Origin of the sequence: Ruminococcus sp. SR1/5 (genome assembly GCF_000209835.1) — a bacterium.
Classification (GTDB): Bacteria; Bacillota; Clostridia; order Lachnospirales; family Lachnospiraceae; genus Blautia_A; species Blautia_A fusiformis.
This window is the reverse complement of record NC_021014.1, coordinates 405,463-425,460: the sequence shown is the minus strand read 5'-3', so window position 1 is coordinate 425,460 and position 19,998 is coordinate 405,463. Positions and strand designations below refer to the sequence as shown.

Here is a 19,998-nt window from a genome sequence, read left to right as displayed (position 1 = left end):
ATGACAACAGCTTTTACCTGTGCATAGGATCCCCGCAAGCTTGTACCCTGCCAGAAAAATATAATAAAGATATCTTTTCTTTTATGCCAGACCATATTTTTCCCAGAAATATTTCTGATCATACAATACTCCCGGATCTTCCGGCTTCAGTTCCATCGCTTTCTTATGAAAAAAAATGCCTGCTCCGGGCATCCCATTTTATCATAACAAACGCAAAGCTGCATATATGGCACAAACCCATGATACTCAGCCATAAAAAATCCACCCTTTTTCTTATCTGAAGGCACAGTGAGCGCCTGCCCGTACCAGTAGGCAGCCTGTCTGGGCAGCTCTCTTTCCAGAAAGATCTTACCGACCTCACAGCAGATTTCCGCCCTCGGCACATCCATAGTCAGACTGTACAGAAAAGCTTCCAGTGCGTACTTTTTTTCTCCCATTTTCCGGTAGCACTGTCCAAGTACAAAACAGGCATCGATCTTATTTTCCAGCCATCCGGACGGATTTTTCAGGAACTCCACCAACACAGCCTCTGTCTCCGGATAACGCTGATGATAATACAGTTCTCTCCCATAATAAAGCTGATGTCTGGGTTCCAGCGTTTCTCCTCCTGCCAGCATTTTTTCATAAATGCGAAGATTACGGTCCGGATCACCTTTTCCACATTTCCGGTGCCGGATCACCACATCCGAATAAATGATATTTCCCTCCGGAATCACAGTTTCATGAACTGCCCCATTCCATCTGAAATTTCTGGATGTTTTCATTATCCGCTCCCGAAAATAAGAAAATGTTGTTCTCCCGCTCTGGTCAAACCCTGCCGCATATTCCATCATTACAACATCTGTTCCGGGATCCAGAGTTTCTTTAAGACTCTTCAGTTTTTCCAGATTTTCTTCATCTAGGACATCATCCGCATCCAGCCACATCCAGTAATCGGTGCGGACTTTTTCCAGAAGAAAATTACGCGGAGCAGAAAAATCATCACACCAGGGAAAATCAAACACCTGCGACGTATACTGCTCCGCGATCTCTTTTGTTCTGTCTGAAGAACCGGTATCTGCGATCAGGATCGCATCCATCACCTGAGAAACCGGCTTCAAGATCCTCTCAAGAACTGCTTCTTCATTTTTTACGATCATACATAGACTGAGGGAAATCATATTTTAGGATCCTTCGGATTTTTATAATATTTATGCCGTTCCCGTCAGTCCTATGCCTTCTGTCAGTGTACAGCTTCTACTTTCGGATAAAGCTGAACTCATCCTCATATCACCAACTGTGGTATATCCTCTATATGTTCCGCAAGACGATCTGCTCCGTTCAGCTCCCCGCTCTCACCATATCCATACAGGCATCCTATAAATGGGCTTTTGCAGGCTCTGGCACATTCCAGATCCTGCCTCCTATCTCCGACCACCAGATAAGGGCCTGTATATTCCCGGATGATTTCCTGCACAATTTCTGTCTTTGGACGGAATCCATACGATTCGCAGTCATAAAAATGATCGAACCATCGTTCCATCCCAAATTCCTTCCAATGCGCCTCACGATAGGAAGCTTTACAGTTACTTAAGATCACAAGATGATATCCCCGGTTCTTCAAGGCTGTAAGCATCTCCTCTGCTCCCGGATACCACACTGCCTTATGCTTCCTGATCTGTCTGACCATCAGTTCTCCTACCATCCTGCTCGCCTGCTCTTTATAGCTCTGATCCAGCTCCGGCAAAAATGTATTCCACATCTCCTTACTGTTAAATCCCAGCCAGCCGGCAATTTCCGCCGAGCCTATCTCCCGTTCTTCTGCAGCCTTCTGTTCTGTCAGCCACTGATAGGTTTCGCGAAATGCCGGTTCATAGATTCCAAGGGTATGATGGATCGTTCCATCATAATCGAATATGATCGTTTTTGTCATCATTTATTTTCCTGTCTTTTAGAGTTGCTTCATCAGATTAACCATCTCGATCGCAGATAACGCACAGTCATAGCCTTTATTACCTGCTTTGCTTCCTGCACGCGCAATAGCCTGCTCGATATTCTCAGTCGTGATCACTCCGAATAAGACCGGGATCCCTGTTGCAAGTTCAACCTGTGCGATCCCCTTGGCAGATTCATTGCACACCAGATCATAATGTGAAGTATCTCCACGAATGACAGCTCCCACGCAGATAACTGCATCATATTTTCCGGACTGTGCCATTTTCTGTGCTGTAAGCGGAATCTCAAATGCTCCCGGCACCCATGCTGCAGTAATATTCTCTTCTTCTACTCCATGTCTTACCAGTCCGTCGACTGCCCCTCCCAATAATTTATTCACAATGATCTCATTGAATCTCGCTGCAACGATACCAACTTTCATTCCCTCCGGTGCTACTACTTTTCCTTCTACTAAATTGATCTGTCTCATTTTTTCTTCCTCCTGCTATTTGCTGTTTTTTATAAATTTATTTCCTTAAAAATATGACCCATCTTTTCCTGCTTCGTTTTCATATACTTCCGGTCATATTTTTGTACCGGAATCTCCAAAGGTACTCTCTCATTGATCTTCAGCCCGAATTCACCAAGCCCATAGACTTTATCCGGGTTATTGGTCAGTAATCTTAATGATTTCACACCAAGGTCTGACAGTATCTGTGCCCCAACCCAGTACTCTCTAAGATCCGGTGCAAACCCTAACTTCACATTAGCCTCCACGGTATCGTATCCCTGTTCCTGAAGCGCATAGGCTTTGATCTTATTGATCAGTCCGATCCCTCTGCCTTCCTGTCTCATATACAGAATGATCCCTCTGCCTTCCGCCTCTACCTGGCGCATCGCTGTCTGCAGCTGCAGGCCGCAGTCACATCTGAGCGATCCGAATGCATCTCCTGTCAGGCACTCCGAATGTACACGGCAAAGCACATCCTCTCCATCTCCTAGATCACCTTTTACCAGTGCCAGATGATGCTCTCCTGTAATGTCATTGATATAGCCATACATTTTAAAATCACCGTACTGCGTTGGGAGGTTTGCAGCTGCTTCCTCCTTTACATGCTTTTCATGTATTCTTATATAATCCTGCAGATCACGGATCGTAATAAATGTAAGGTTATGCTCTTTTGCCATTTCCCATAGCTGTGATGTACGCATCATAGTGCCATCTTCTTTCATAACTTCACAGCACACGCCGCATTCTTTCAGTCCGGCAAGTCTCATAAGATCTGTTGTTGCCTCCGTATGGCCATTTCGTACCAGAACCCCGCCTTTTCTGGAAATAAGCGGAAATACATGTCCCGGTCTTCTGAAATCCTCCGGTTTTGACTGATCATCCACACACTTCATAATGGTATAGGAGCGTTCTGCCGCAGAGATACCGGTGGTTGTATCTGCGTGATCCACTGCCACGGTAAATGCTGTACTGTGATTGTCCGTGTTCTCAGCAACCATCGGCGGAAAATTCAATCTCGCCGCAATTTCTGCACTCATCGGTGTACAGATAAGACCCTTTGCATAAGTCGCCATGAAATTAATATTTTCCCGGGTCGCAAACTCTGCCGCACATATCAGATCTCCCTCATTTTCTCTGTCCGGATCATCTGTGACCAGAATTATTTTTCCTTCCTTAAGATCCCTAAGTGCCTCTTCAATTGTGTTGTACTGATAATTTTGTGACATACTGTATATCCTCCTGTTCTAAAAGCCGAATTCTTCAAGAAACTCCATCGTAATTCCGGATTCTTTTTTCTCTTCTTCATTTTTTCTGATGCCAAGCAGTTTTTCTACATATTTTCCGATCACATCATTTTCCAGATTAACCAGATCCCCCGGCACCTTTTCCAAAAGGGTGGTTTCTTCTCCTGTATGTGGAATGACCGACACCTGAAAACCAGCTTCATCAACCCTTGCAACTGTCAGGCTGATTCCATCAATACAAACGGATCCTTTTTCCACGATCAGATGCAAGATCTGTGGCGATGTCTCAATTGATACCCAGATGGCATTTTCTTCCCGGAGCATGGAACGTATCACTCCAGTTCCATCAATATGACCGCTTACTATGTGTCCCCCGAACCTGCCATCTGCAGCCATTGCACGTTCCAGGTTTACCTGGCTTCCAGCTTTACAACTGCCAAGACTGCTTCTTCTGATCGTCTCTGCCATCACATCGGCAGTAAATCCGTCCGGCTGGATCGACGTAACTGTCAGACACACACCATTCACAGCAATACTGTCACCGATCCTTGTCCCTTCCAGGACTTTCCGGGCTTTCACTGCCAGGATCCCTGATTCTCCTGTCAGCTGTATATAACGGACTTTTCCTTTCTCTTCTACGATTCCTGTAAACATGATTCCTCCTGTTTTTTCTCACACACCTGACATCTTATCCGGATGTCCTCACCGATCTGGCAGATATCTGTATATTTCAGTTCTACTGCTTCAGACGGGAATTCAACTCCGATACCTTCTACCGGTGTCTTCCCGGCCACACCACCAAACAGCTTTGGTGCCACAAAAGCCTGTACTTCCTTTACAATTCCGGCTCGCAGGGCACTGTCATTTAACGTACCGCCTCCCTCCAGGAGGATGCTGTCAATACCCCTGTTTCCAAGATCTGTCATCAGCTTCTTAAGGTCTATCTGATCCTTTTCATCCGGACAGTAAATGGTCTCAACTCCCATGGTATGTAATATTTTTATTTTTCTTCTGTATTTTTCTGATCTGCATAAGCCACGATCGTCCGGTACTTTTCCGCACTTTTTACGATCTGACTGTCCGGCGGGATCCTGAGCTTACTGTCGCACACAATCCTGACAGGACTTTTCCAGCCTTCTACCCGGACGTTTAACATCGGATCATCTGCAAGCACAGTTCCAATACCTGCCATGATCCCCATGTACTGATGCCGCATATGCTGTACTTCTTTTCTTGCCGCTTCTCCGGTGATCCATTTTGATGCTCCTGTCTTCGTTGCGATCTTCCCATCCAGTGTCATGGCATACTTCATCACCACGTATGGGGTTTTCGTAGTAATATAATGGAAAAACACCGGATTCAGCTGATCACATTCTTCTCTCATAAAATCTTCAACTACTGTTACACCGGCTTCCCTTAACATCTGTACACCTTTTCCTGCCACTTTCGGATTCGGATCTCGGGAACCGATCACCACTTTTCTGATCTTCTGTTCAATGATCGTTTCCGTACATGGAGGTGTTTTTCCATGATGACAGCAAGGCTCCAGTGTAACATAAATCACCGCACCTTCTGCTGGTTCTGTAAGAGAAGCAATAGCATTACGTTCTGCGTGAAGTTCTCCATACTTTTTATGATAGCCTTCCCCGATGATCCTTCCGTCTTTTACGATCACTGCCCCTACCATCGGATTGGGATTCGTCCAGCCTTCTCCTTTTTTGGCCAGCTGAATCGCCCGAAGCATATATTCCTGATCCGTCATTTCTATTCCTTCTTTCTTATTCCTGTTCTTTGTCTGGTACGCTAAGGCTTTTAGACCTGTGCAATCGGATTCACAGACAAGTGAGTGGTATATTTATTTCAAAAACGATGTGCCAAATACAAAAAAGCCTGCAGAAATATCTGCAGGGTGGAATTGATCTGTTACATATGATCAATAAATGAATGTCTGATTATTTCCTACATAAAAAGCTCTGAAATGGATCACCATCTCAGAGCTCTGATACTACATTCATTCATACAAAAATCAACTGTACTATCATCTTCTTCCATCCAGACTATACTGTCGGCCCCGGAATCTCACCGGATCATACCTTTCGGCTCGCGGGCTCTACCGCCGGTAGGGAATCACACCCTGCCCTGAAGATATCTTTTTGTTTATTTTAATACTTTATCTGTTATTTGTAAAGCGGAATTTTTATTTTACTCATTCCATGCGGAATATTATCAGTGAACGGTAACGAAACTAATCACTAATCCGCATACTATACTCATCTTTTTTGTATATAACCAATTCAGGATTTTCACCGTCTTTCTCATATGTACATATCATAATAAAATCCATATTTGCCAGAATACCGAAGTATCTGTCCCCTCCGAATTCAGATTCCATTTGATTTCCCAGATAAGTTTTCTGGTCATCCAGAAATTTCACTTTTTGTCCATTTGGCAGTGCATATTCCAGATTTACATATTTACCTACAAGTGCATTCAGTCTGTCTACCCTTGGAAGTCCATCTATATGTAAATCATTTATTTCATTTATCAATTGCTTTTTTAAACTCTTCAAACTGCCCATTGTCACTAAGTTCCTCATACCTTTTCCAGTAATCTAACTTTGGAAGCATTTCTTTCAGATAAGTGCGTGCCTGTTCTTCGGTAAAGCTTTCATTTACCATATTCTTTACACAAACATCAATCAATTCATCCATATCATTATATGTGTATGTTCCATCTGCATAGCACCACTTACAATACTCCTCATTTAATGTGCCATCCTTATCACGTCCCAATATGGAATCATCATCAATTGGCATCCCGCAGCACTGGCAGATCAGCTTTCTCGGTTCTCCCAAAAGCGTATTGATCGAGACATCAAATTCTTTCGATAAGAGCTTAAGTGTATCAGTATTCGGAACGGTATCTCCATTTTCCCAGCGTGATACAGCCTGTCTCGTTACCATGATTTTATCTGCCAGCTCGTCCTGTGACATTCCTCTTTCCGTTCTAAGTTTTAAGATTACATTTTTTGTTTCCATAGCCGTCACCTCCATTATCCTATTATAAAGATAGATCCATGTTCTGAAAAGCAACTTCCTGTTACTATAGTCTATCCATATTTTATAATGTAGTATATGAAGTGGATAATATAAGAAAAACCCTTGAAAATACTGGATTTTCAAGGGTTTTATGGATCTTATTAAAGATCTGCAGATATCAGATTATTTACCCATCTGCTTTGCAACTTCCTCAGCGAAGTTCTCTTCTTTCTTCTCAAGACCATCGCCTGTCTCGTAGCGAACGAAGCCTTTGATCTGGATCTTAGCGCCGTTCTCTTTTGCTACCTGCTCTACGTATTTAGCAACGGACTGTTTTCCGTCCTCTGCTTTTACGTATGTCTGGTCAAGAAGGCAGATCTCTTTGAGCTCTTTCTTGATACGTCCTGTGATCATTCCCTCGATAACCTTAGCCGGTTTCTGGGACTCCTTCGGATCGTTCTGGATCTGAGCCATAAGGATCTCTTTCTCATGCTCGATATAGTCAGCGCTTACTTCCTTGTCGCTTGTGTACTGCGGTTTCAGAGCTGCGATCTGCATAGCTACGTTCTTAGCCATCTCTTTAACAGCATCGTTAACAACATCTGTCTCAACGTCTACAAGAACGCCGATCTTTCCACCCATATGAGTGTAGGAAGCGATGAATCCGTTCTGCTCCTCAACCTGAGCAAATCTACGGATGTTCATGTTCTCGCCGATTACTGCGATCTGAGCTGCAAGAGCCTCTTTTACAGTCTTAGTTGTATCAAGTGCCCATGCCTCAGCAAGGAAAGCATCGATATCAGCTGCTGTTGTGTTAAGTGCCTGTGCTGCAACATCTGCAACATAGCTCTGGAATTTCTCGTTCTTTGCAACGAAGTCTGTCTCAGCATTAACCTCAACAACGACTGCTTTCTTTCCATCCTCTGTTACCAGAGTTTTGCAAAGACCCTCTGCTGCGATACGGCTTGCTTTCTTCTGTGCTGTAGCAAGACCCTTCTCACGCAGGAACTCAACTGCTTTATCCATATCGCCTTCTGTAGCTGTAAGAGCTTTCTTACAATCCATCATTCCGGCGCCGGTCATCTCTCTTAACTCTTTTACCTGTGCTGCTGTAATAGCCATTGTTCGTTTCCTCCTGAAATATTCTGTTTATACGAATTATTCCTCTGTAGCTGCAAACTCCTCAGACTCAGCCTCGATCTCGCCATCTGCCTCAGCAGTTCCCTGCTTAGCCTCGATAACAGCGTCAGCCATCTTGGAAACGATGAGTTTTACTGCACGGATAGCATCGTCATTTCCCGGGATCACATAGTCAAGCTCTTCCGGATCACAGTTAGTATCGCAGATACCGATAAGCGGGATTCCAAGTGTATGAGCCTCCTGTACGCAGATTCTCTCTTTCTTAGGATCTACGATAAAGATAGCATCCGGGATTCTCTTCATCTCTTTGATTCCGCCAAGGTTCTTCTGAAGCTTAACAAGCTCTTTGCGAAGCTCGATAACTTCTTTCTTAGGAAGTACGTCGAATGTTCCGTCAGCTTCCATTGTCTCGATCTCTTTCAGTCTTGCGATACGGCTCTGGATTGTCTTGAAGTTTGTAAGCATACCACCAAGCCATCTCTCATTTACGAAGAACTCTCCACAACGCTCTGCCTCTGTACGGATAGCATCCTGAGCCTGTTTCTTAGTTCCTACGAAAAGGATGTGTCCACCGTTGGCAACGATATCTGCTACTGCATTGTAAGCATCGTCAACCATTCCTACAGACTGCTGAAGATCGATGATATAGATACCATTTCTCTCTGTGTAGATGTACGGAGCCATTTTAGGGTTCCATCTTCTTGTCTGATGTCCGAAATGAACACCTGCCTCTAAAAGCTGCTTCATTGAAATAACGCTCATGTCTTTTCTCCTTTTTGGTTAAATTCTTCCGCACAGGTCGCCTTCTCTCTGGACCCATCCTCACACCGTAGGGCACCATCCTTATAGAATCGCCGTGCGTGCTTATTTTTGCAACTTCTGAATTATAGCATAGAAAATCCCCTTATGTAAAGGGGATTTTTCCAATTTTTTCTGTTTTTCAGCGGTTTCCGGCAGACTTCAGAAGCTCCAGCTCTTTTCGGTGAGCGAACGATATTTTCCTGTCGGAAGATCTGAAGGAAGCGCCAGCGGCCCCATGGATAGTCTTTTCAAATAAGTTACTTTTTTCCCAGTGCCTCCATCATCCGTTTTACCTGATGGAATTTTCCCTCGTGGATGGTAAGTCGGATCTCAGATTCCCAGTTCTTACCGGCTTCTGCAGATTCTGTGCCGGACTCCCAGGTAGAAAGGATCTCCAGCCTTGCCGGTCGTGTGAGATCTTTTTCCCCGATATCCACGCCTTCTGCCAGCTTCACGACATCTTCTTCTGTCACTTTCCCGGATACTTTTGCATAGTAGGTCTTATCCACATGCTTTTTCGGAGAAAGAAGCTCGTGTGCCAGAGGACCGTCATCTGTGATCAGAAGAAAGCCTTCTGTATCTTTATCCAAGCGTCCCACCGGAAAAAGACCCTTTCTTCTGTCTTTCTCTTCAATGTAGTCGAGAACCGTTTTATCTCTGAAGTCCTCCGTTGCGCTGACACAGCCTGCCGGCTTGTTAAAAAGATAGTATACATATTCCGGTGCAGCATGGAGCTCCTGCCCGTTCATAACCACCTGATCTTCTTCTGTTACCTTCAGCTCCGGTTTCTTCACAGATTTCCCGTTAACCTGCACCTGACCCTTCTGTATGTATTTTTTACCTCGCTTCTTGTACCTGCGCCGGCATCTGCCAGAAATTTATCCAGCCGGACTGGTTTTTCCATTAATCATTTACCTCCCATTCTGTTACATGGGCTGCCTTTGCATCTGCTCTGATAAAATCCGGGATCTCACCGACAAATGTCATATAAAGTCCGGAATCCCCGCCGGTGCTCTCTTGTCCTTCCAGAACCACTTCCATTGTGGCATCTGCATTCCAGATAGTCCATCCGTTTACCAGCTGTGATGGACGGATACATTTTTTCAGGGCTTCCAGCTGTTCCTTTTTATCGTAACGGACTTTATAACCGTTATCTGTTTCTTCAAGATCCGAAATGGGCTCAGTGTCGGAAAAAACTTCATCATCTTCGCCGGCAGCTTCGGAGCTGAAGTAATAAACATCAATATACTCAACAGACAGCTTATCCATAGAAAGAGGATATCCTGTTTCTTCCAAAATTGCAAGTGTTCTCTTATATGCCGGATACACCAGAACGGAGGTAGACACCCTCTCTCCTTCCTGAACAGCCGGTACATTCATTCCCCATTCATCCATGTATCCTTCTGACGGAATTCCCGCATAATCGAACATCAGCATTGCACATGGCTGGTCTTTTACTGTCTGACCGCCGTTTTCCAGAATGTCCTTTCTCAACGCCTCTGCCAGCGCCTGACGCTTCTCTGCATTTTTCTCAAATAAGGTTTGAATATCTCCGTCACAGAAAATACCGGTGACCTCTTTCAGATACTGTTTGTCCAGCTGAAAAAATGAATATCTGTCTTCTTTCCATGTCTGCTCATCATACAGGGCTTCCATAAGATTCTGTGCCTGTGCAGAGGATACAATATAGCCTCTGCATACACTGAATCCCTGTTTATTTATGTAGCGCACATACATGCGCCTTCCTGATTTTTTTCCTTTTTCATTCTGAAGCCTGATATCCTTCAGACTGTTATATAATGCTTTACTTTTCATTACCGGCTGATCCAGCAGACCAGAACTATTGTCTGAGGTAGCAGTATACCGGATCTTATAGATTCCGTCTTCTTTTTTTCCACATTGCAAAGCTGCTCTGCATATGAGAGATTGCTTACATTTATCACAACTCCCTGAAGATTGTCATAAGCCGGAAAATAACTGTCATATCCCAGAAGATCCATTTTCATGGTCAGCGCACAGATTGCCACAACACCTCCAAAGATCATAAGCTGCACTTTTCCGCGGAAAAATCTGCGAAAATCCATTTCATAGATCACTTCCAGAATTCCATGGACCAGGATCGTTCCCAGTATCATTCCGAAGATCCACCATGCTGTTTTGGATGAATCTTCCGGAATCATATAAAAGATCAGACCGATCCCCAGTCCGGATGGTATTGTGATCAGGGCACTTAAGACCGGCTCCATCCAGGTATATACCAGAGCTTTTCCGGTATTCTCTGACCTTCGTCTACAAAATGCCATCCAGGAAAGTGCTGCCATGATAAACAGCGTAAGGATCAGTATCAGCAACTGCTTTCCAAAGCTTCCGCTGCTGTATCTATCTATAAAGCTTACGATCACCATAAGAGGAGATCCCAGATTCCGCACTGCTGCCAGAATTCCGTAACTGCCCTCGTACCAGGTATCAAAAAATAAATGTCCGCTTAACTGCAGCATCACTGCCAGAACGATACTGTAGGTAAACAGCCCTGCCCATGCAAGTGCTCCCATCAACATGGTACCGGTGCAGGCGATCACCAGCACTGTGGAAAAATACACCAGAAGATACATCAGGAGATGGAGCACCAGCAGGATCAGTGCCTTTTTCATAATGGAAAGGCTGTAATATCCTCTGGCTGCCCCGATGCATACCGCAGCAAATTCCATGATCACATATGGCACTAGATAATAAAGAACAGCCAACAATACTCTGTGCAGAAACAGTGCACTTCGCTTTACCGGAAGGCTGTGATAGAAATCCACTTTTCTCGGGGAATACAGATACCAGAAGCCGCTTACTGCTGCAAAAAATGCGGTTACCGCAGCCACAGCTGCTCCCATTGTGAGAAAGTCACTGTTCCACAGGCTGGAATACAGATAGGAAAGCTGACTCTGAGTATAACTGCGCTCATTCCATTTTCCCATCAGAATAAGTTCCGCTACCGGAAATGCAAGGAGAAATGCGATCATGGCAAATGCCGGGATCCATCTTTGTCCTTTAGAAGAGGATTTCATATACTCACTGGAATAAATTTTTGACTTCATAGCCTGCCACCTCCGTTTCGCTGATAAATATTTCTTCCAGAGTCAGTGGGAGCACTTCGCAGAAAAGAGGATTTTTTGCCTGTATCTTCTCCATGATCTCTCTTCTTGTTCCCCTTGCAGTAATAAGCAACAGGGAGCCCTGATGCTCTGTTTTCAAAACATCCAGCTCTTTCTTTAATTCTTCTTCTTTCTTTTTGTCAGTAAGTACACACTGGATCTTATGGATGTGGAATTTCATATCCTCCAGATCTCTGGAAAGGAGAATTCCTCCCTGATGAAGAAGCCCGATGTGATCGCAGATATCTTCCAGCTCACGAAGATTGTGGGAAGCGATCACCGGCGTAAATTCACGACTCATGATCTCTGATGCAAAAATACTTTTTACTGCCTGGCGCATTACCGGGTCCAGGCCATCAAAGGTTTCATCACAAAACAGATATTTCGTTCCTATACTGATTCCCAGGATCACCAGAAGCTGTTTCTTCATTCCCTTGGAAAAAGTGCTGATTTTTCGTTTTCCATCCAGATGAAACTGCTTCATCATTGTCTCAAAACGCGCCTGCTGAAATCCCGGATAAATACAACGGTAAAATTCTGCCATGTCCAGAGCATTGTAATTTGCCGGAATATATGCATCGTCCGGGATGTAGAAAAAATGCTCTTTGATCCTTTCATTTTCAAAAACCGGTTCTTCATCCATCAGCACCTCTCCTCTGTCCTGACGGATGATCCCGGCCATGATACGGAGCAGAGTACTTTTTCCCGCACCGTTGGAGCCGATCAGTCCAAAAACCTCCCGTTCCCCGATATCCATGGTGACCTTATTTACTGCCTGTATCTTACCAAAAGCTTTGCTGCAGTTTTTTATCTCAATCATTGTTTCCCTCCTTATAGCATAAGCGGATCACACCGATCATTTCTTCCTCCCCTACTCCCAGAGCCATTCCCTTTTCTGTGATCTTTTTCAGCTCACTTAAGGTTTCTTCCATACCAATCTGCCTGATCCTGCTGCTGTCTGTGACAAAACTGCCTTTTCCCTTCACCGGACAGATCAGCCCCTGCTGCTCCAGTTCCATATATGCCCGCTGGATGGTATTGGGATTGATGGATAATTCCACGGCCAGCTGCCGCACAGACGGCATCTTGGAAGATGGCTCCACAGCTCCTGACAGGATCAGCATCCGGAATTTCTCTACGATCTGCTCGTAAATGGGACGTCTGTCCTGATAGTCCAAGAATAACATACGACGCTCCTTTCTCTGTAATCTGTGTATTAAGTGTATTAATTCTTTTAATACACTTATGATAGCACATGATACAAAGGTACGCAAGAAATGGTCTCTTAAATAAATATAAAATCTATATAAATTTACCGGCAGCAAAAGATTCCGGCATATTTTTATAAAAAAATCTGTAATGGCATCCTTATACTATGATTCCACTACAGATTCTCTGTAAAGCAAATATTCATCTATCACTCTGCCTGATCCAGTAGCAGGCAGACATTCGTGTTCCACATTGGATCAGACAGCCCGGTAGCCACGTTTTTCTCCCCGGCGTGCAAAATACTGATATCCTCCAATCATCGTTGCCGCAAAAACACCATAGATCATCAGAAGGCTTCCTGCTCCGGCTTTTTCCACCAGAGTCTGGGCGTATTCACTGAAAATAAGTATCCAGGTATTGGCTCCGATGTGCATCAGCACACTGGTCCACTTATTACCGCCCATCTCCAGAAACCACGCAAAAATCCCTCCCAGAACAAACGCATACACAGCCTGCAGGACATTTCCGTGATAAATTCCGAAAAACGCCGCAGAGATCACAGCGGAAAACAGTACAGAAAAGTGATCCCGAAGTCGCAGATAGATCAGCCAGCGAAAGATCATTTCTTCTGCAACAGGCGCTATGATCCCCATCCAGAAGATCATCATAAACAAACTCTTTCCTGAGGTAATCTTCGTCATCGTCTCTCCATAGCTGGATGAGATCCAGTTCTGCAGGATCGCCACCAGCACATTGGCATACTGGGCAAATCCGGCTCCAGCAGCAAGAAGAAGCAGCATTTCAGGAATAGATAGCCTTTGTTCCTCAACGGAAGTCAAACCGCCGATCAGCCTTCCTATACGATCCTTCCGGTAAAAATATACTGCCGGAAACATAACCAGCACTCCGGTAAGTCCGGTGATCACCAGCGTATAACTATAGTACCTTTCCTGTGCGTTGCCGACATGCCCTGCCAGCCAGAGAAGCACGGCGCTTCCGAGGATCTGTCCGATAAGATAATGGATTCCTGCCGGATAAAGCTCCCTCCACACTATTTGAAAAATATTCTGTCTGTGCAGAGGGGTCAGACGAAAAAATTCAGAAGTTCATCTGCGGAAGCTACGATCTGAAGAGGCTGTGCCTTTTCCAGTTCTTCTCTGCTTCCATATCCGTAAGATACAGCCACACACTGGATCCCGCATCGTCTGGCTCCGAAAATGTCATGTTCTCTGTCACCCACCATGATCACCTGGTCACGGTGGTCAGAAAGGCTCATTCTTTCCAGAGCTTCCTCGATCACCTGAGATTTGGTTACTTTCGGTCCATTGAGGTCCGTCCCGGCGATCACCTCAAAATACCGGCTCAAATTAAAATGGTCCATGATCTGTGTTACGTAAAAGGTCGGTTTCGCAGACGCCACAGCCAGTCTGTAACCACGACGTTTCAGTTCTGCCAGAGTGTTTTCCACACCGGGATAAACGGTGTTCTCATACATTCCTTTTTCTGAATACCGCTCTCTGTAATATTCAATTCCCTTCTGTGCTGTCTCTTTATCAAATCCCGCATACTTCATAAACTGTTCCAGAAGCGGCGGACCCACAAAAACCTTCAATGGCTCCAGCTCCGGTGCCGAAACTCCAAGCTTCTCCAGTGCATACTGTACAGATTTCGTAATCCCCTCTCCGGATTCTGTCAGTGTTCCGTCCAGATCAAAAAAGATTGCCTTATACATAAATTCCTCCTGTTGTATAAAATAATCAGTAAGTATGCCTATTGTATCACTGTTTTTCTGGTAAGTCCATGGTTTCATAGTACAGCTTCCCGGATTTCACAAAACCCATGAGTTCTGCTTTCCAGGGATTTCTGCTTTTTTTCGGTAATTCCGCCAGAAGCTTTTTTCCTTGCCAGTAAAAATCACATTCTTTTCCATTGATCCGAAATGAAAGGATCTGGAACGGAATATCCGGACTGATCTCTATCCGGATCCTGTTACCGTCTGTTTTCATTCGGATCACCGGTTTTTGCTCTTTTTCTTTTTTCCTATCCGACGTTCCTGTTGGTTCTGTCCGATAGTAAGATAATGCCGGATTTTGCTTCTTCTCCCTCTTTGATGCATCTGTCACTGACTTTCGAACTGGTTTTTGAGTCAACGTTACAGATGGACTTGCTGTCACTGTCTGTATAGGGATCGGTTGTTCAGTCAGTATTGGCAGTTTTGTTGGTATCGGCGTTTCCGTCAGTTTTTCCGCAGGTGTATCAGCTATTTCTACTTCTGCCGCAGTATTTCCATTTTCCATAAAGCTTTCTTCCTGAGAACGTACCTCATCTGTCTGAAAATCTAAATTCCATTGTGCAGACTCCTCCTGATCATTCTCTGATTCTGCCCAGGCAGCGGAATACTCCTCAGTATTTCCTTCTTCTCTGTTCCAATTACTATCATCACTTCCTTCTCCTGCATAGCTTTCTTCCCAGTCTTCCGGCAGCTGTCCGGTTCCTTCTCCCACATTCATATCAAATCCGCCGGTATCAAAACTATCCATTCCTGACACATCAAATCCATAGACAGCAATGGAAGGGATCATCCAGCTGCATAAGACCAGCAGAAACAAAATAATAAAGCAGGCTTTCCTACTAGGAATTTTCATTTCTTTTGGTTTTTTCTGATCACTTTCTCTTCTTTTTCTCATTGATCTCCTCCCAAAGCTGCAGATTTCTGCTTTCACTGTCATCCAGTAATTCCGCTTTTTCTTTCTCTTTATAATCTTCCCACAGCTTTCTGCTGGCCTCTTTCTGACCGGTCCGAATAAGAAACATCCCATATTCCCCGTAGGCCACAGGATATTCTGCATCATACAGAAGAAGATTTTCATAATATAAAGCCGCTTTTTCCGGTTCACACAAAAGCTCCGCATTCCATGCCAACAATAGCTCAATACGACGCTGCTGTTCTTTTCCCCCATAATTTCTACTTAACCTCTGGAGTCTCTTTTCCGCTGCCATACAGCACTTTTCCCGATCTTTTGAGTCTTCCGGATACTGTCTGGCTTCGTAATACAAATCTGTTACTTCTGAGATCGCCACAGAAAATTCTTCCGTTTTCAGCAATCCTGCTATCAAGATCAGTGTTCCTATCAGAATCCCTACAGCTGCCGCTTCCAGAAATCGTTTTCTCCAAGTGATCATCCGATATCTGTTTTCCAGCTTTTGGATTTTCTTCTGAACCACTGACATATCCGAATATCTGTATTTTTCCTGTTTTCTGGTACATCGGAACAGAAGCAAGAAAAAATCCGGATATAAAATCCACTGCCATTTCTTTTTTCCGCAAAGCTTTTCCAGGGTCTTCCCCAGAGCATAAATATCACTTCCCGGTCTTAAGTAGCCCTGATACTGCTCCGGCGCCGCATAGCCTTTCGTTCCTTCACAGATCTGTTTTCTTTTTCCATGATCGAACATGGCACTTCCAAGATCTATCAGATACAGATGCCCGGTTTCAGAAAACATAAGATTATCCGGTTTCAGGTCCCCGTAACAGACCGGTGGTTTCCGACTGTGAAGATATTCCAATACTCTGGCAATCTCCTTTCCCAGAGCAAGGATTTCCCGTAAAGAAAACCGTTTTCCTGAACGGAGAAGTTCTCCCAGCGACTGACCCTTGATATATTCCATGATCAGATAACAGTACTCCCCTGTTTCCACATAATCGATAATCTTCGGTATTGCAGGATATTCCAGATGCTGCATGAGTCTGGCTTCTTTTTTCTTTGCGATCGGTATCTCTTTCACTGCACGGCAGATACCAAGCTCCATATCTTTTGCCAGATAAAGGCTTCCACCTCCGCCATGTCCAATTTGTTCTACAATGCAATAACGTTCTTTCAGAACATTTCCGATCAGACAGATCACCTTCCTCTCATTTCTGTCAGACAATATTTATAATTACGTTTCTTATTGATTTGGGATAATCCGGTGAATTCCGGTTTGAAAAAAATCAGATAACTTATAGTCAGGCAGAAATTCGTGATCTGCCCTCGTTTAGGATAAGTCCTATTATAGCACGTCCTGTTCTTTTTGCAAAGAACTTTCTATATAAAAAAGTCCGCCGAATATAGCAGACAAAAATGTCTCTTTATCCGGCGGTCTGTCATTATTCATAGTGTTTGTATCTGCAAAGCTATACCTTACATACGATCCGGTGCAGAGAATCCAAGAAGATCGATGCTTGTCTCAAGCACTCTTCTTGTAAGCTGGAGCAGCTGAAGGAAGGATTCCTTCTGTGCCTGATCCTCTTCGCTTAAGATCTTGGTCTCATGGTAAAAGCTGTTAAATGCATTGGATACCTCATAGATATATGCACAGATCTTATGTGGTGCTTTTTCTTCAAAAGCGTTCTCAACCATTGCTGCAAAGCCGGAAAGCTGAAGCATCAGGTTCTTCTCACTGGCATTGACTGCCGGAAGGATCTTACCTGTACTTAAATCTCCTCCCTCCTGTACATAACGGTTCAGGATCGACTTAATACGAACGATAGTATAAAGGATATACGGACCTGTATTTCCCTCAAAGGATGTAAAGCGGTCAACATCAAAGATGTAATCCTTGGTCGCCTGGTTGGAAAGATCTCCGTATTTGATCGCGGAAAGTCCTACGATCTTGGCAGTATCCTTTGCATCTTTATCTTTTACACTGCGATTCTCCACGATCTTACGATACATTTCCTCATCAATATCTGCGATCAGGTTCTCCAGACGCATAACACCGCCTTCTCTTGTCTTAAACGGTTTACCGTCTTTTCCATTCATGGTACCGAAACCAAGGAAGGAAAGCTTGGTCTCCGGATTTACAAGACCGGTTTTTCTTGCACAGCGGAATACCTGGATAAAATGCAGCTCCTGACGCTTGTCAACAACATAAAGAATCTCATCCGGCTGAAAGAGTTTCATACGCTCTACGATAGTAGCAAGGTCTGTGGTCGTATAGAGAGAAGCTCCGTCTGATTTCAAAAGCATACATGGAGGGATCTCCTTGGTATCACTCTCTTCTTTTACATCTACAACAAGAGCACCCTGGTCCTCATAGGCAAATCCTCGCTTCTTCATATCCTCTACCATATCCGGAATGTATGGCTGTGCATCGGATTCTTTTTTCCAGAGGTCAAAGTCTACGTTCAGATTCGCGTAGTTTCTCTTAAGGTCTGTTACAGATACATTCATGATGTGGTTCCAGAGAGCCATGTATCCGGGTTTACCCTGCTGAAGAAGATGGGTTGCCTCCAGTGCCTCATTACGGTAAGCCTCATCCTCTTTGGACTTCCCACTGGCACATGGATAGATCTCTTCCAGCTCGCTGATAGTAAACGGTGCTTCTGCCGGATATTCACCGGTAAAGCTGTCATCAAAATATACCAGCTCCGGTTTCCGGTGTTTCAGCTCGGTGATGATCAGTCCCATCTGAAGGCCCCAGTCTCCAAGATGTACATCACCGATCACCTTATGTCCTACAAAACGTCCGATACGCTTGATGCTCTCACCGATGATCGCAGAACGGAGATGTCCTACGTGAAGCGGCTTGGCAACGTTTGGTCCGCCATAGTCGATAATGATCGTCTTCGGATTCTTGGCAGTCTCAACAGAAAGCTTCTCGTCCTCTGCCATCTTATTCATGTATTCTGCAACAAATTCCGGGTTCACATCCAGGTTGATAAATCCAGGCTTTACAACTTCTGCTCTGGAAAAAATCCGACTGTCTGACAGCTGTGCTACCACATCATCAGCGATCATAAACGGTGCCTTGTGATATGCTTTGGCTCCTGCCATAGCACCATTACACTGATACTCACATAAGTCCGGTCTGTTGGAAACAGTAACTTTTCCGTAAGACGGATCATAACCTGCTTTTTCAAATGCTGCGGAAAGTTCTTCCGCCATCTGTTCCATAATCTTCTTCATGTTTCAAACTCCTCATATCTTTGTTTCTGTATTTTATGCTTATAACGTCACTTTTCTTGAACATGCGACTGCAAGGGCACCATAACCGATATGGCAGGCAACACTTAAAGAAAGGGGATCCATATGTATCTCCATTCCCGGAAATACCTCCTGGATCTCTTTTTTAAATTCTTCTGCTTCTTCCAGATTTCCTGTATAAGCAGCCTGAAGACACATCTCACCGTCAGATGCGTATTCCTTAAAACGTGTTTCCCAATCATTCTTCATTGCCTTCAGCATGGCACGTTTGGCCTGCTTCTTGCCACGGACCTTGGCGTAGGCATCCAGCTTCTCTCCCTGGATCTGAAGTACAGGCTTCAGGTTCAGAACCGTTCCGATGGCTGCGGCTGCCGGTGTGATCCTGCCACCTTTTTTCAGATATTTCAGGGTGTCAAGTGTGATATAAATACTGGAATCGAGTTTCTGATCTGTAAGGATCTTCTTGATCTCTGCAGCACTTTTTCCTGCCTCGGCAAGCATCTTAGCATCCATTACAGACTGTCTCTGTGTTACGGAAATCCGCTGATTGTCCACTACCTGAACACGACCATTATAATCAATAGCAAGTCCCATTGCAGTAGAACAGGATGCACTCAGTCCGCTTGACATCGGAATATGAACGATTTCCTCATAATCTCTCAGAAGCTTGTCCCATAGATCACAGAGATCAGCCGGACTTGGCTGAGATGTGGAGATCGGTTCATCCTTCTTAAGCTTCTCATAAAACTCTTCCTGTGTGAGAGTTACACCTTCAAGATACATTTTTTCATTAATATAAAACGGCATCGGTATCACATAAACGCCAAGCTCTTCGGCCTGGGCCTGTGTGATACCACTGTTGCTGTCTGTTACAATGGCAATTTTGCCCATTCTTTTCTCTCCTCCTGGTCTGTTATCTCACAGTTCAAAGAATTAATGCATCAGCCCCTGATGGACTAATTCTTTGAACTGCTGTAGAAAGCCATGATGTTAGTGTATCATATTTTTTCTATATCACAATTGGAAATTTTC

At 44.4% G+C, this 19,998-nt stretch carries 19 protein-coding genes, 2 pseudogenes and 1 riboswitch; all 21 genes and pseudogenes read right to left on the bottom strand.

The genetic code is table 11. The features are described 5' to 3' along the window. Positions 1 to 146: 146 nt before the first annotated feature. Positions 147 to 1,160 carry a tetratricopeptide repeat-containing glycosyltransferase family 2 protein gene (locus CK1_RS02150; RefSeq protein WP_015524674.1) on the bottom strand — a complete coding sequence of 338 codons (1,014 nt, stop codon included), beginning with the start codon at positions 1,158 to 1,160 and terminating at the stop codon, positions 147 to 149. 104 nt (positions 1,161 to 1,264) lie between these two features. After that, the gene (locus CK1_RS02145) at positions 1,265 to 1,915 is read right to left on the bottom strand and encodes an HAD family hydrolase (RefSeq protein WP_059085572.1); all 651 of its coding nucleotides are present in this window, start codon (positions 1,913 to 1,915) and stop codon (positions 1,265 to 1,267) included. A 15-nt stretch (positions 1,916 to 1,930) separates the two neighbouring features. Continuing rightward, complete coding sequence (ribH, locus tag CK1_RS02140; protein WP_436286269.1) at positions 1,931 to 2,395, bottom strand: 6,7-dimethyl-8-ribityllumazine synthase; 465 nt, start codon at positions 2,393 to 2,395, stop codon at positions 1,931 to 1,933. Positions 2,396 to 2,433: 38 nt separating this feature from the next. Continuing rightward, a complete protein-coding gene (locus tag CK1_RS02135; RefSeq protein WP_015524672.1) occupies positions 2,434 to 3,651 on the bottom strand; it encodes a bifunctional 3,4-dihydroxy-2-butanone-4-phosphate synthase/GTP cyclohydrolase II in 1,218 nt (405 codons plus the stop codon). 18 nt (positions 3,652 to 3,669) lie between these two features. Continuing rightward, positions 3,670 to 4,323 carry a riboflavin synthase gene (gene ribE, locus CK1_RS02130; RefSeq protein WP_004844978.1) on the bottom strand — a complete coding sequence of 218 codons (654 nt, stop codon included), beginning with the start codon at positions 4,321 to 4,323 and terminating at the stop codon, positions 3,670 to 3,672. Then, positions 4,305 to 5,431, bottom strand: a pseudogene (ribD, locus tag CK1_RS02125) (bifunctional diaminohydroxyphosphoribosylaminopyrimidine deaminase/5-amino-6-(5-phosphoribosylamino)uracil reductase RibD). Before ribD ends, ribE begins: the two are co-directional and overlap by 19 nt. 274 nt (positions 5,432 to 5,705) lie before the next feature. After that, positions 5,706 to 5,820, bottom strand: a riboswitch (FMN riboswitch). Between the two features lie 94 nt (positions 5,821 to 5,914). After that, the gene (locus CK1_RS02120; RefSeq protein ID WP_306288691.1) at positions 5,915 to 6,247 is read right to left on the bottom strand and encodes a hypothetical protein; all 333 of its coding nucleotides are present in this window, start codon (positions 6,245 to 6,247) and stop codon (positions 5,915 to 5,917) included. Next, positions 6,207 to 6,707 (bottom strand): zinc ribbon domain-containing protein, encoded by a 501-nt coding sequence (locus tag CK1_RS02115; protein ID WP_015524669.1) that lies wholly within the window; start codon positions 6,705 to 6,707, stop codon positions 6,207 to 6,209. Before CK1_RS02115 ends, CK1_RS02120 begins: the two co-directional genes overlap by 41 nt. Before the next feature lie 183 nt (positions 6,708 to 6,890). Further along, on the bottom strand, positions 6,891 to 7,829 hold the full coding sequence (gene tsf / locus CK1_RS02110) for a translation elongation factor Ts (RefSeq protein ID WP_015524668.1): 939 nt from the start codon (positions 7,827 to 7,829) through the stop codon (positions 6,891 to 6,893). Between the two features lie 36 nt (positions 7,830 to 7,865). Beyond that, complete coding sequence (gene rpsB, locus CK1_RS02105) at positions 7,866 to 8,609, bottom strand: 30S ribosomal protein S2 (protein ID WP_044960678.1); 744 nt, start codon at positions 8,607 to 8,609, stop codon at positions 7,866 to 7,868. A 198-nt stretch (positions 8,610 to 8,807) separates the two neighbouring features. Further along, a pseudogene (locus CK1_RS02100) lies at positions 8,808 to 9,552 on the bottom strand (pseudouridine synthase). Beyond that, on the bottom strand, positions 9,552 to 10,463 hold the full coding sequence (locus CK1_RS02095) for a DUF6449 domain-containing protein (RefSeq protein WP_015524665.1): 912 nt from the start codon (positions 10,461 to 10,463) through the stop codon (positions 9,552 to 9,554). The pseudogene CK1_RS02100 and the gene CK1_RS02095 overlap by 1 nt, the downstream one beginning before the upstream one ends. Further along, entirely contained in the window at positions 10,463 to 11,734 is a 1,272-nt protein-coding gene (locus CK1_RS02090; RefSeq protein WP_015524664.1) for a hypothetical protein, read from the bottom strand. The genes CK1_RS02095 and CK1_RS02090 overlap by 1 nt, the downstream gene beginning before the upstream one ends. Then, positions 11,709 to 12,611: an ABC transporter ATP-binding protein gene (locus CK1_RS02085; RefSeq protein ID WP_015524663.1), complete on the bottom strand. Its 903-nt coding sequence runs from the start codon at positions 12,609 to 12,611 to the stop codon at positions 11,709 to 11,711. Before CK1_RS02085 ends, CK1_RS02090 begins: the two co-directional genes overlap by 26 nt. Next, positions 12,604 to 12,978: a GntR family transcriptional regulator gene (locus tag CK1_RS02080; RefSeq protein ID WP_015524662.1), complete on the bottom strand. Its 375-nt coding sequence runs from the start codon at positions 12,976 to 12,978 to the stop codon at positions 12,604 to 12,606. The genes CK1_RS02085 and CK1_RS02080 overlap by 8 nt, the downstream gene beginning before the upstream one ends. Positions 12,979 to 13,257: 279 nt before the next feature. After that, on the bottom strand, positions 13,258 to 14,052 hold the full coding sequence (locus tag CK1_RS02075; RefSeq protein WP_242872534.1) for a CPBP family intramembrane glutamic endopeptidase: 795 nt from the start codon (positions 14,050 to 14,052) through the stop codon (positions 13,258 to 13,260). A 32-nt stretch (positions 14,053 to 14,084) separates the two neighbouring features. Then, complete coding sequence (locus CK1_RS02070; RefSeq protein WP_015524661.1) at positions 14,085 to 14,732, bottom strand: HAD family hydrolase; 648 nt, start codon at positions 14,730 to 14,732, stop codon at positions 14,085 to 14,087. 46 nt (positions 14,733 to 14,778) lie between these two features. Continuing rightward, positions 14,779 to 15,687 carry a hypothetical protein gene (locus tag CK1_RS02065; protein WP_015524660.1) on the bottom strand — a complete coding sequence of 303 codons (909 nt, stop codon included), beginning with the start codon at positions 15,685 to 15,687 and terminating at the stop codon, positions 14,779 to 14,781. Beyond that, on the bottom strand, positions 15,665 to 16,906 hold the full coding sequence (locus CK1_RS02060; RefSeq protein WP_173760951.1) for a serine/threonine protein kinase: 1,242 nt from the start codon (positions 16,904 to 16,906) through the stop codon (positions 15,665 to 15,667). Before CK1_RS02060 ends, CK1_RS02065 begins: the two co-directional genes overlap by 23 nt. A gap of 275 nt (positions 16,907 to 17,181) precedes the next feature. Continuing rightward, positions 17,182 to 18,948, bottom strand: a complete 1,767-nt coding sequence (gene argS / locus CK1_RS02055; RefSeq protein WP_015524659.1) for an arginine--tRNA ligase — start codon at positions 18,946 to 18,948, stop codon at positions 17,182 to 17,184. Between the two features lie 39 nt (positions 18,949 to 18,987). Beyond that, entirely contained in the window at positions 18,988 to 19,857 is an 870-nt protein-coding gene (locus CK1_RS02050) for a DegV family protein (protein WP_015524658.1), read from the bottom strand. Between the last annotated feature and the right edge of the window lie 141 nt (positions 19,858 to 19,998).

What these genes read in the sequence shown, in the direction of transcription:
- CK1_RS02150 (WP_015524674.1), bottom strand. Translation starts at nt 1,160, where the DNA reads ATGATTTCCCTCAGTCTATGTATGATCGTAAAAAATGAAGAAGCAGTT.
- CK1_RS02145 (WP_059085572.1), bottom strand. Translation starts at nt 1,915, where the DNA reads ATGATGACAAAAACGATCATATTCGATTATGATGGAACGATCCATCAT.
- CK1_RS02135 (WP_015524672.1), bottom strand. Translation starts at nt 3,651, where the DNA reads ATGTCACAAAATTATCAGTACAACACAATTGAAGAGGCACTTAGGGAT.
- ribE (WP_004844978.1), bottom strand. Translation starts at nt 4,323, where the DNA reads ATGTTTACAGGAATCGTAGAAGAGAAAGGAAAAGTCCGTTATATACAG.
- CK1_RS02120 (WP_306288691.1), bottom strand. Translation starts at nt 6,247, where the DNA reads ATGGGCAGTTTGAAGAGTTTAAAAAAGCAATTGATAAATGAAATAAAT.
- CK1_RS02115 (WP_015524669.1), bottom strand. Translation starts at nt 6,707, where the DNA reads ATGGAAACAAAAAATGTAATCTTAAAACTTAGAACGGAAAGAGGAATG.
- tsf (WP_015524668.1), bottom strand. Translation starts at nt 7,829, where the DNA reads ATGGCTATTACAGCAGCACAGGTAAAAGAGTTAAGAGAGATGACCGGC.
- rpsB (WP_044960678.1), bottom strand. Translation starts at nt 8,609, where the DNA reads ATGAGCGTTATTTCAATGAAGCAGCTTTTAGAGGCAGGTGTTCATTTC.
- CK1_RS02095 (WP_015524665.1), bottom strand. Translation starts at nt 10,463, where the DNA reads ATGAAAAGTAAAGCATTATATAACAGTCTGAAGGATATCAGGCTTCAG.
- CK1_RS02090 (WP_015524664.1), bottom strand. Translation starts at nt 11,734, where the DNA reads ATGAAGTCAAAAATTTATTCCAGTGAGTATATGAAATCCTCTTCTAAA.
- CK1_RS02085 (WP_015524663.1), bottom strand. Translation starts at nt 12,611, where the DNA reads ATGATTGAGATAAAAAACTGCAGCAAAGCTTTTGGTAAGATACAGGCA.
- CK1_RS02080 (WP_015524662.1), bottom strand. Translation starts at nt 12,978, where the DNA reads ATGTTATTCTTGGACTATCAGGACAGACGTCCCATTTACGAGCAGATC.
- CK1_RS02070 (WP_015524661.1), bottom strand. Translation starts at nt 14,732, where the DNA reads ATGTATAAGGCAATCTTTTTTGATCTGGACGGAACACTGACAGAATCC.
- CK1_RS02065 (WP_015524660.1), bottom strand. Translation starts at nt 15,687, where the DNA reads ATGAGAAAAAGAAGAGAAAGTGATCAGAAAAAACCAAAAGAAATGAAA.
- argS (WP_015524659.1), bottom strand. Translation starts at nt 18,948, where the DNA reads ATGAAGAAGATTATGGAACAGATGGCGGAAGAACTTTCCGCAGCATTT.
- CK1_RS02050 (WP_015524658.1), bottom strand. Translation starts at nt 19,857, where the DNA reads ATGGGCAAAATTGCCATTGTAACAGACAGCAACAGTGGTATCACACAG.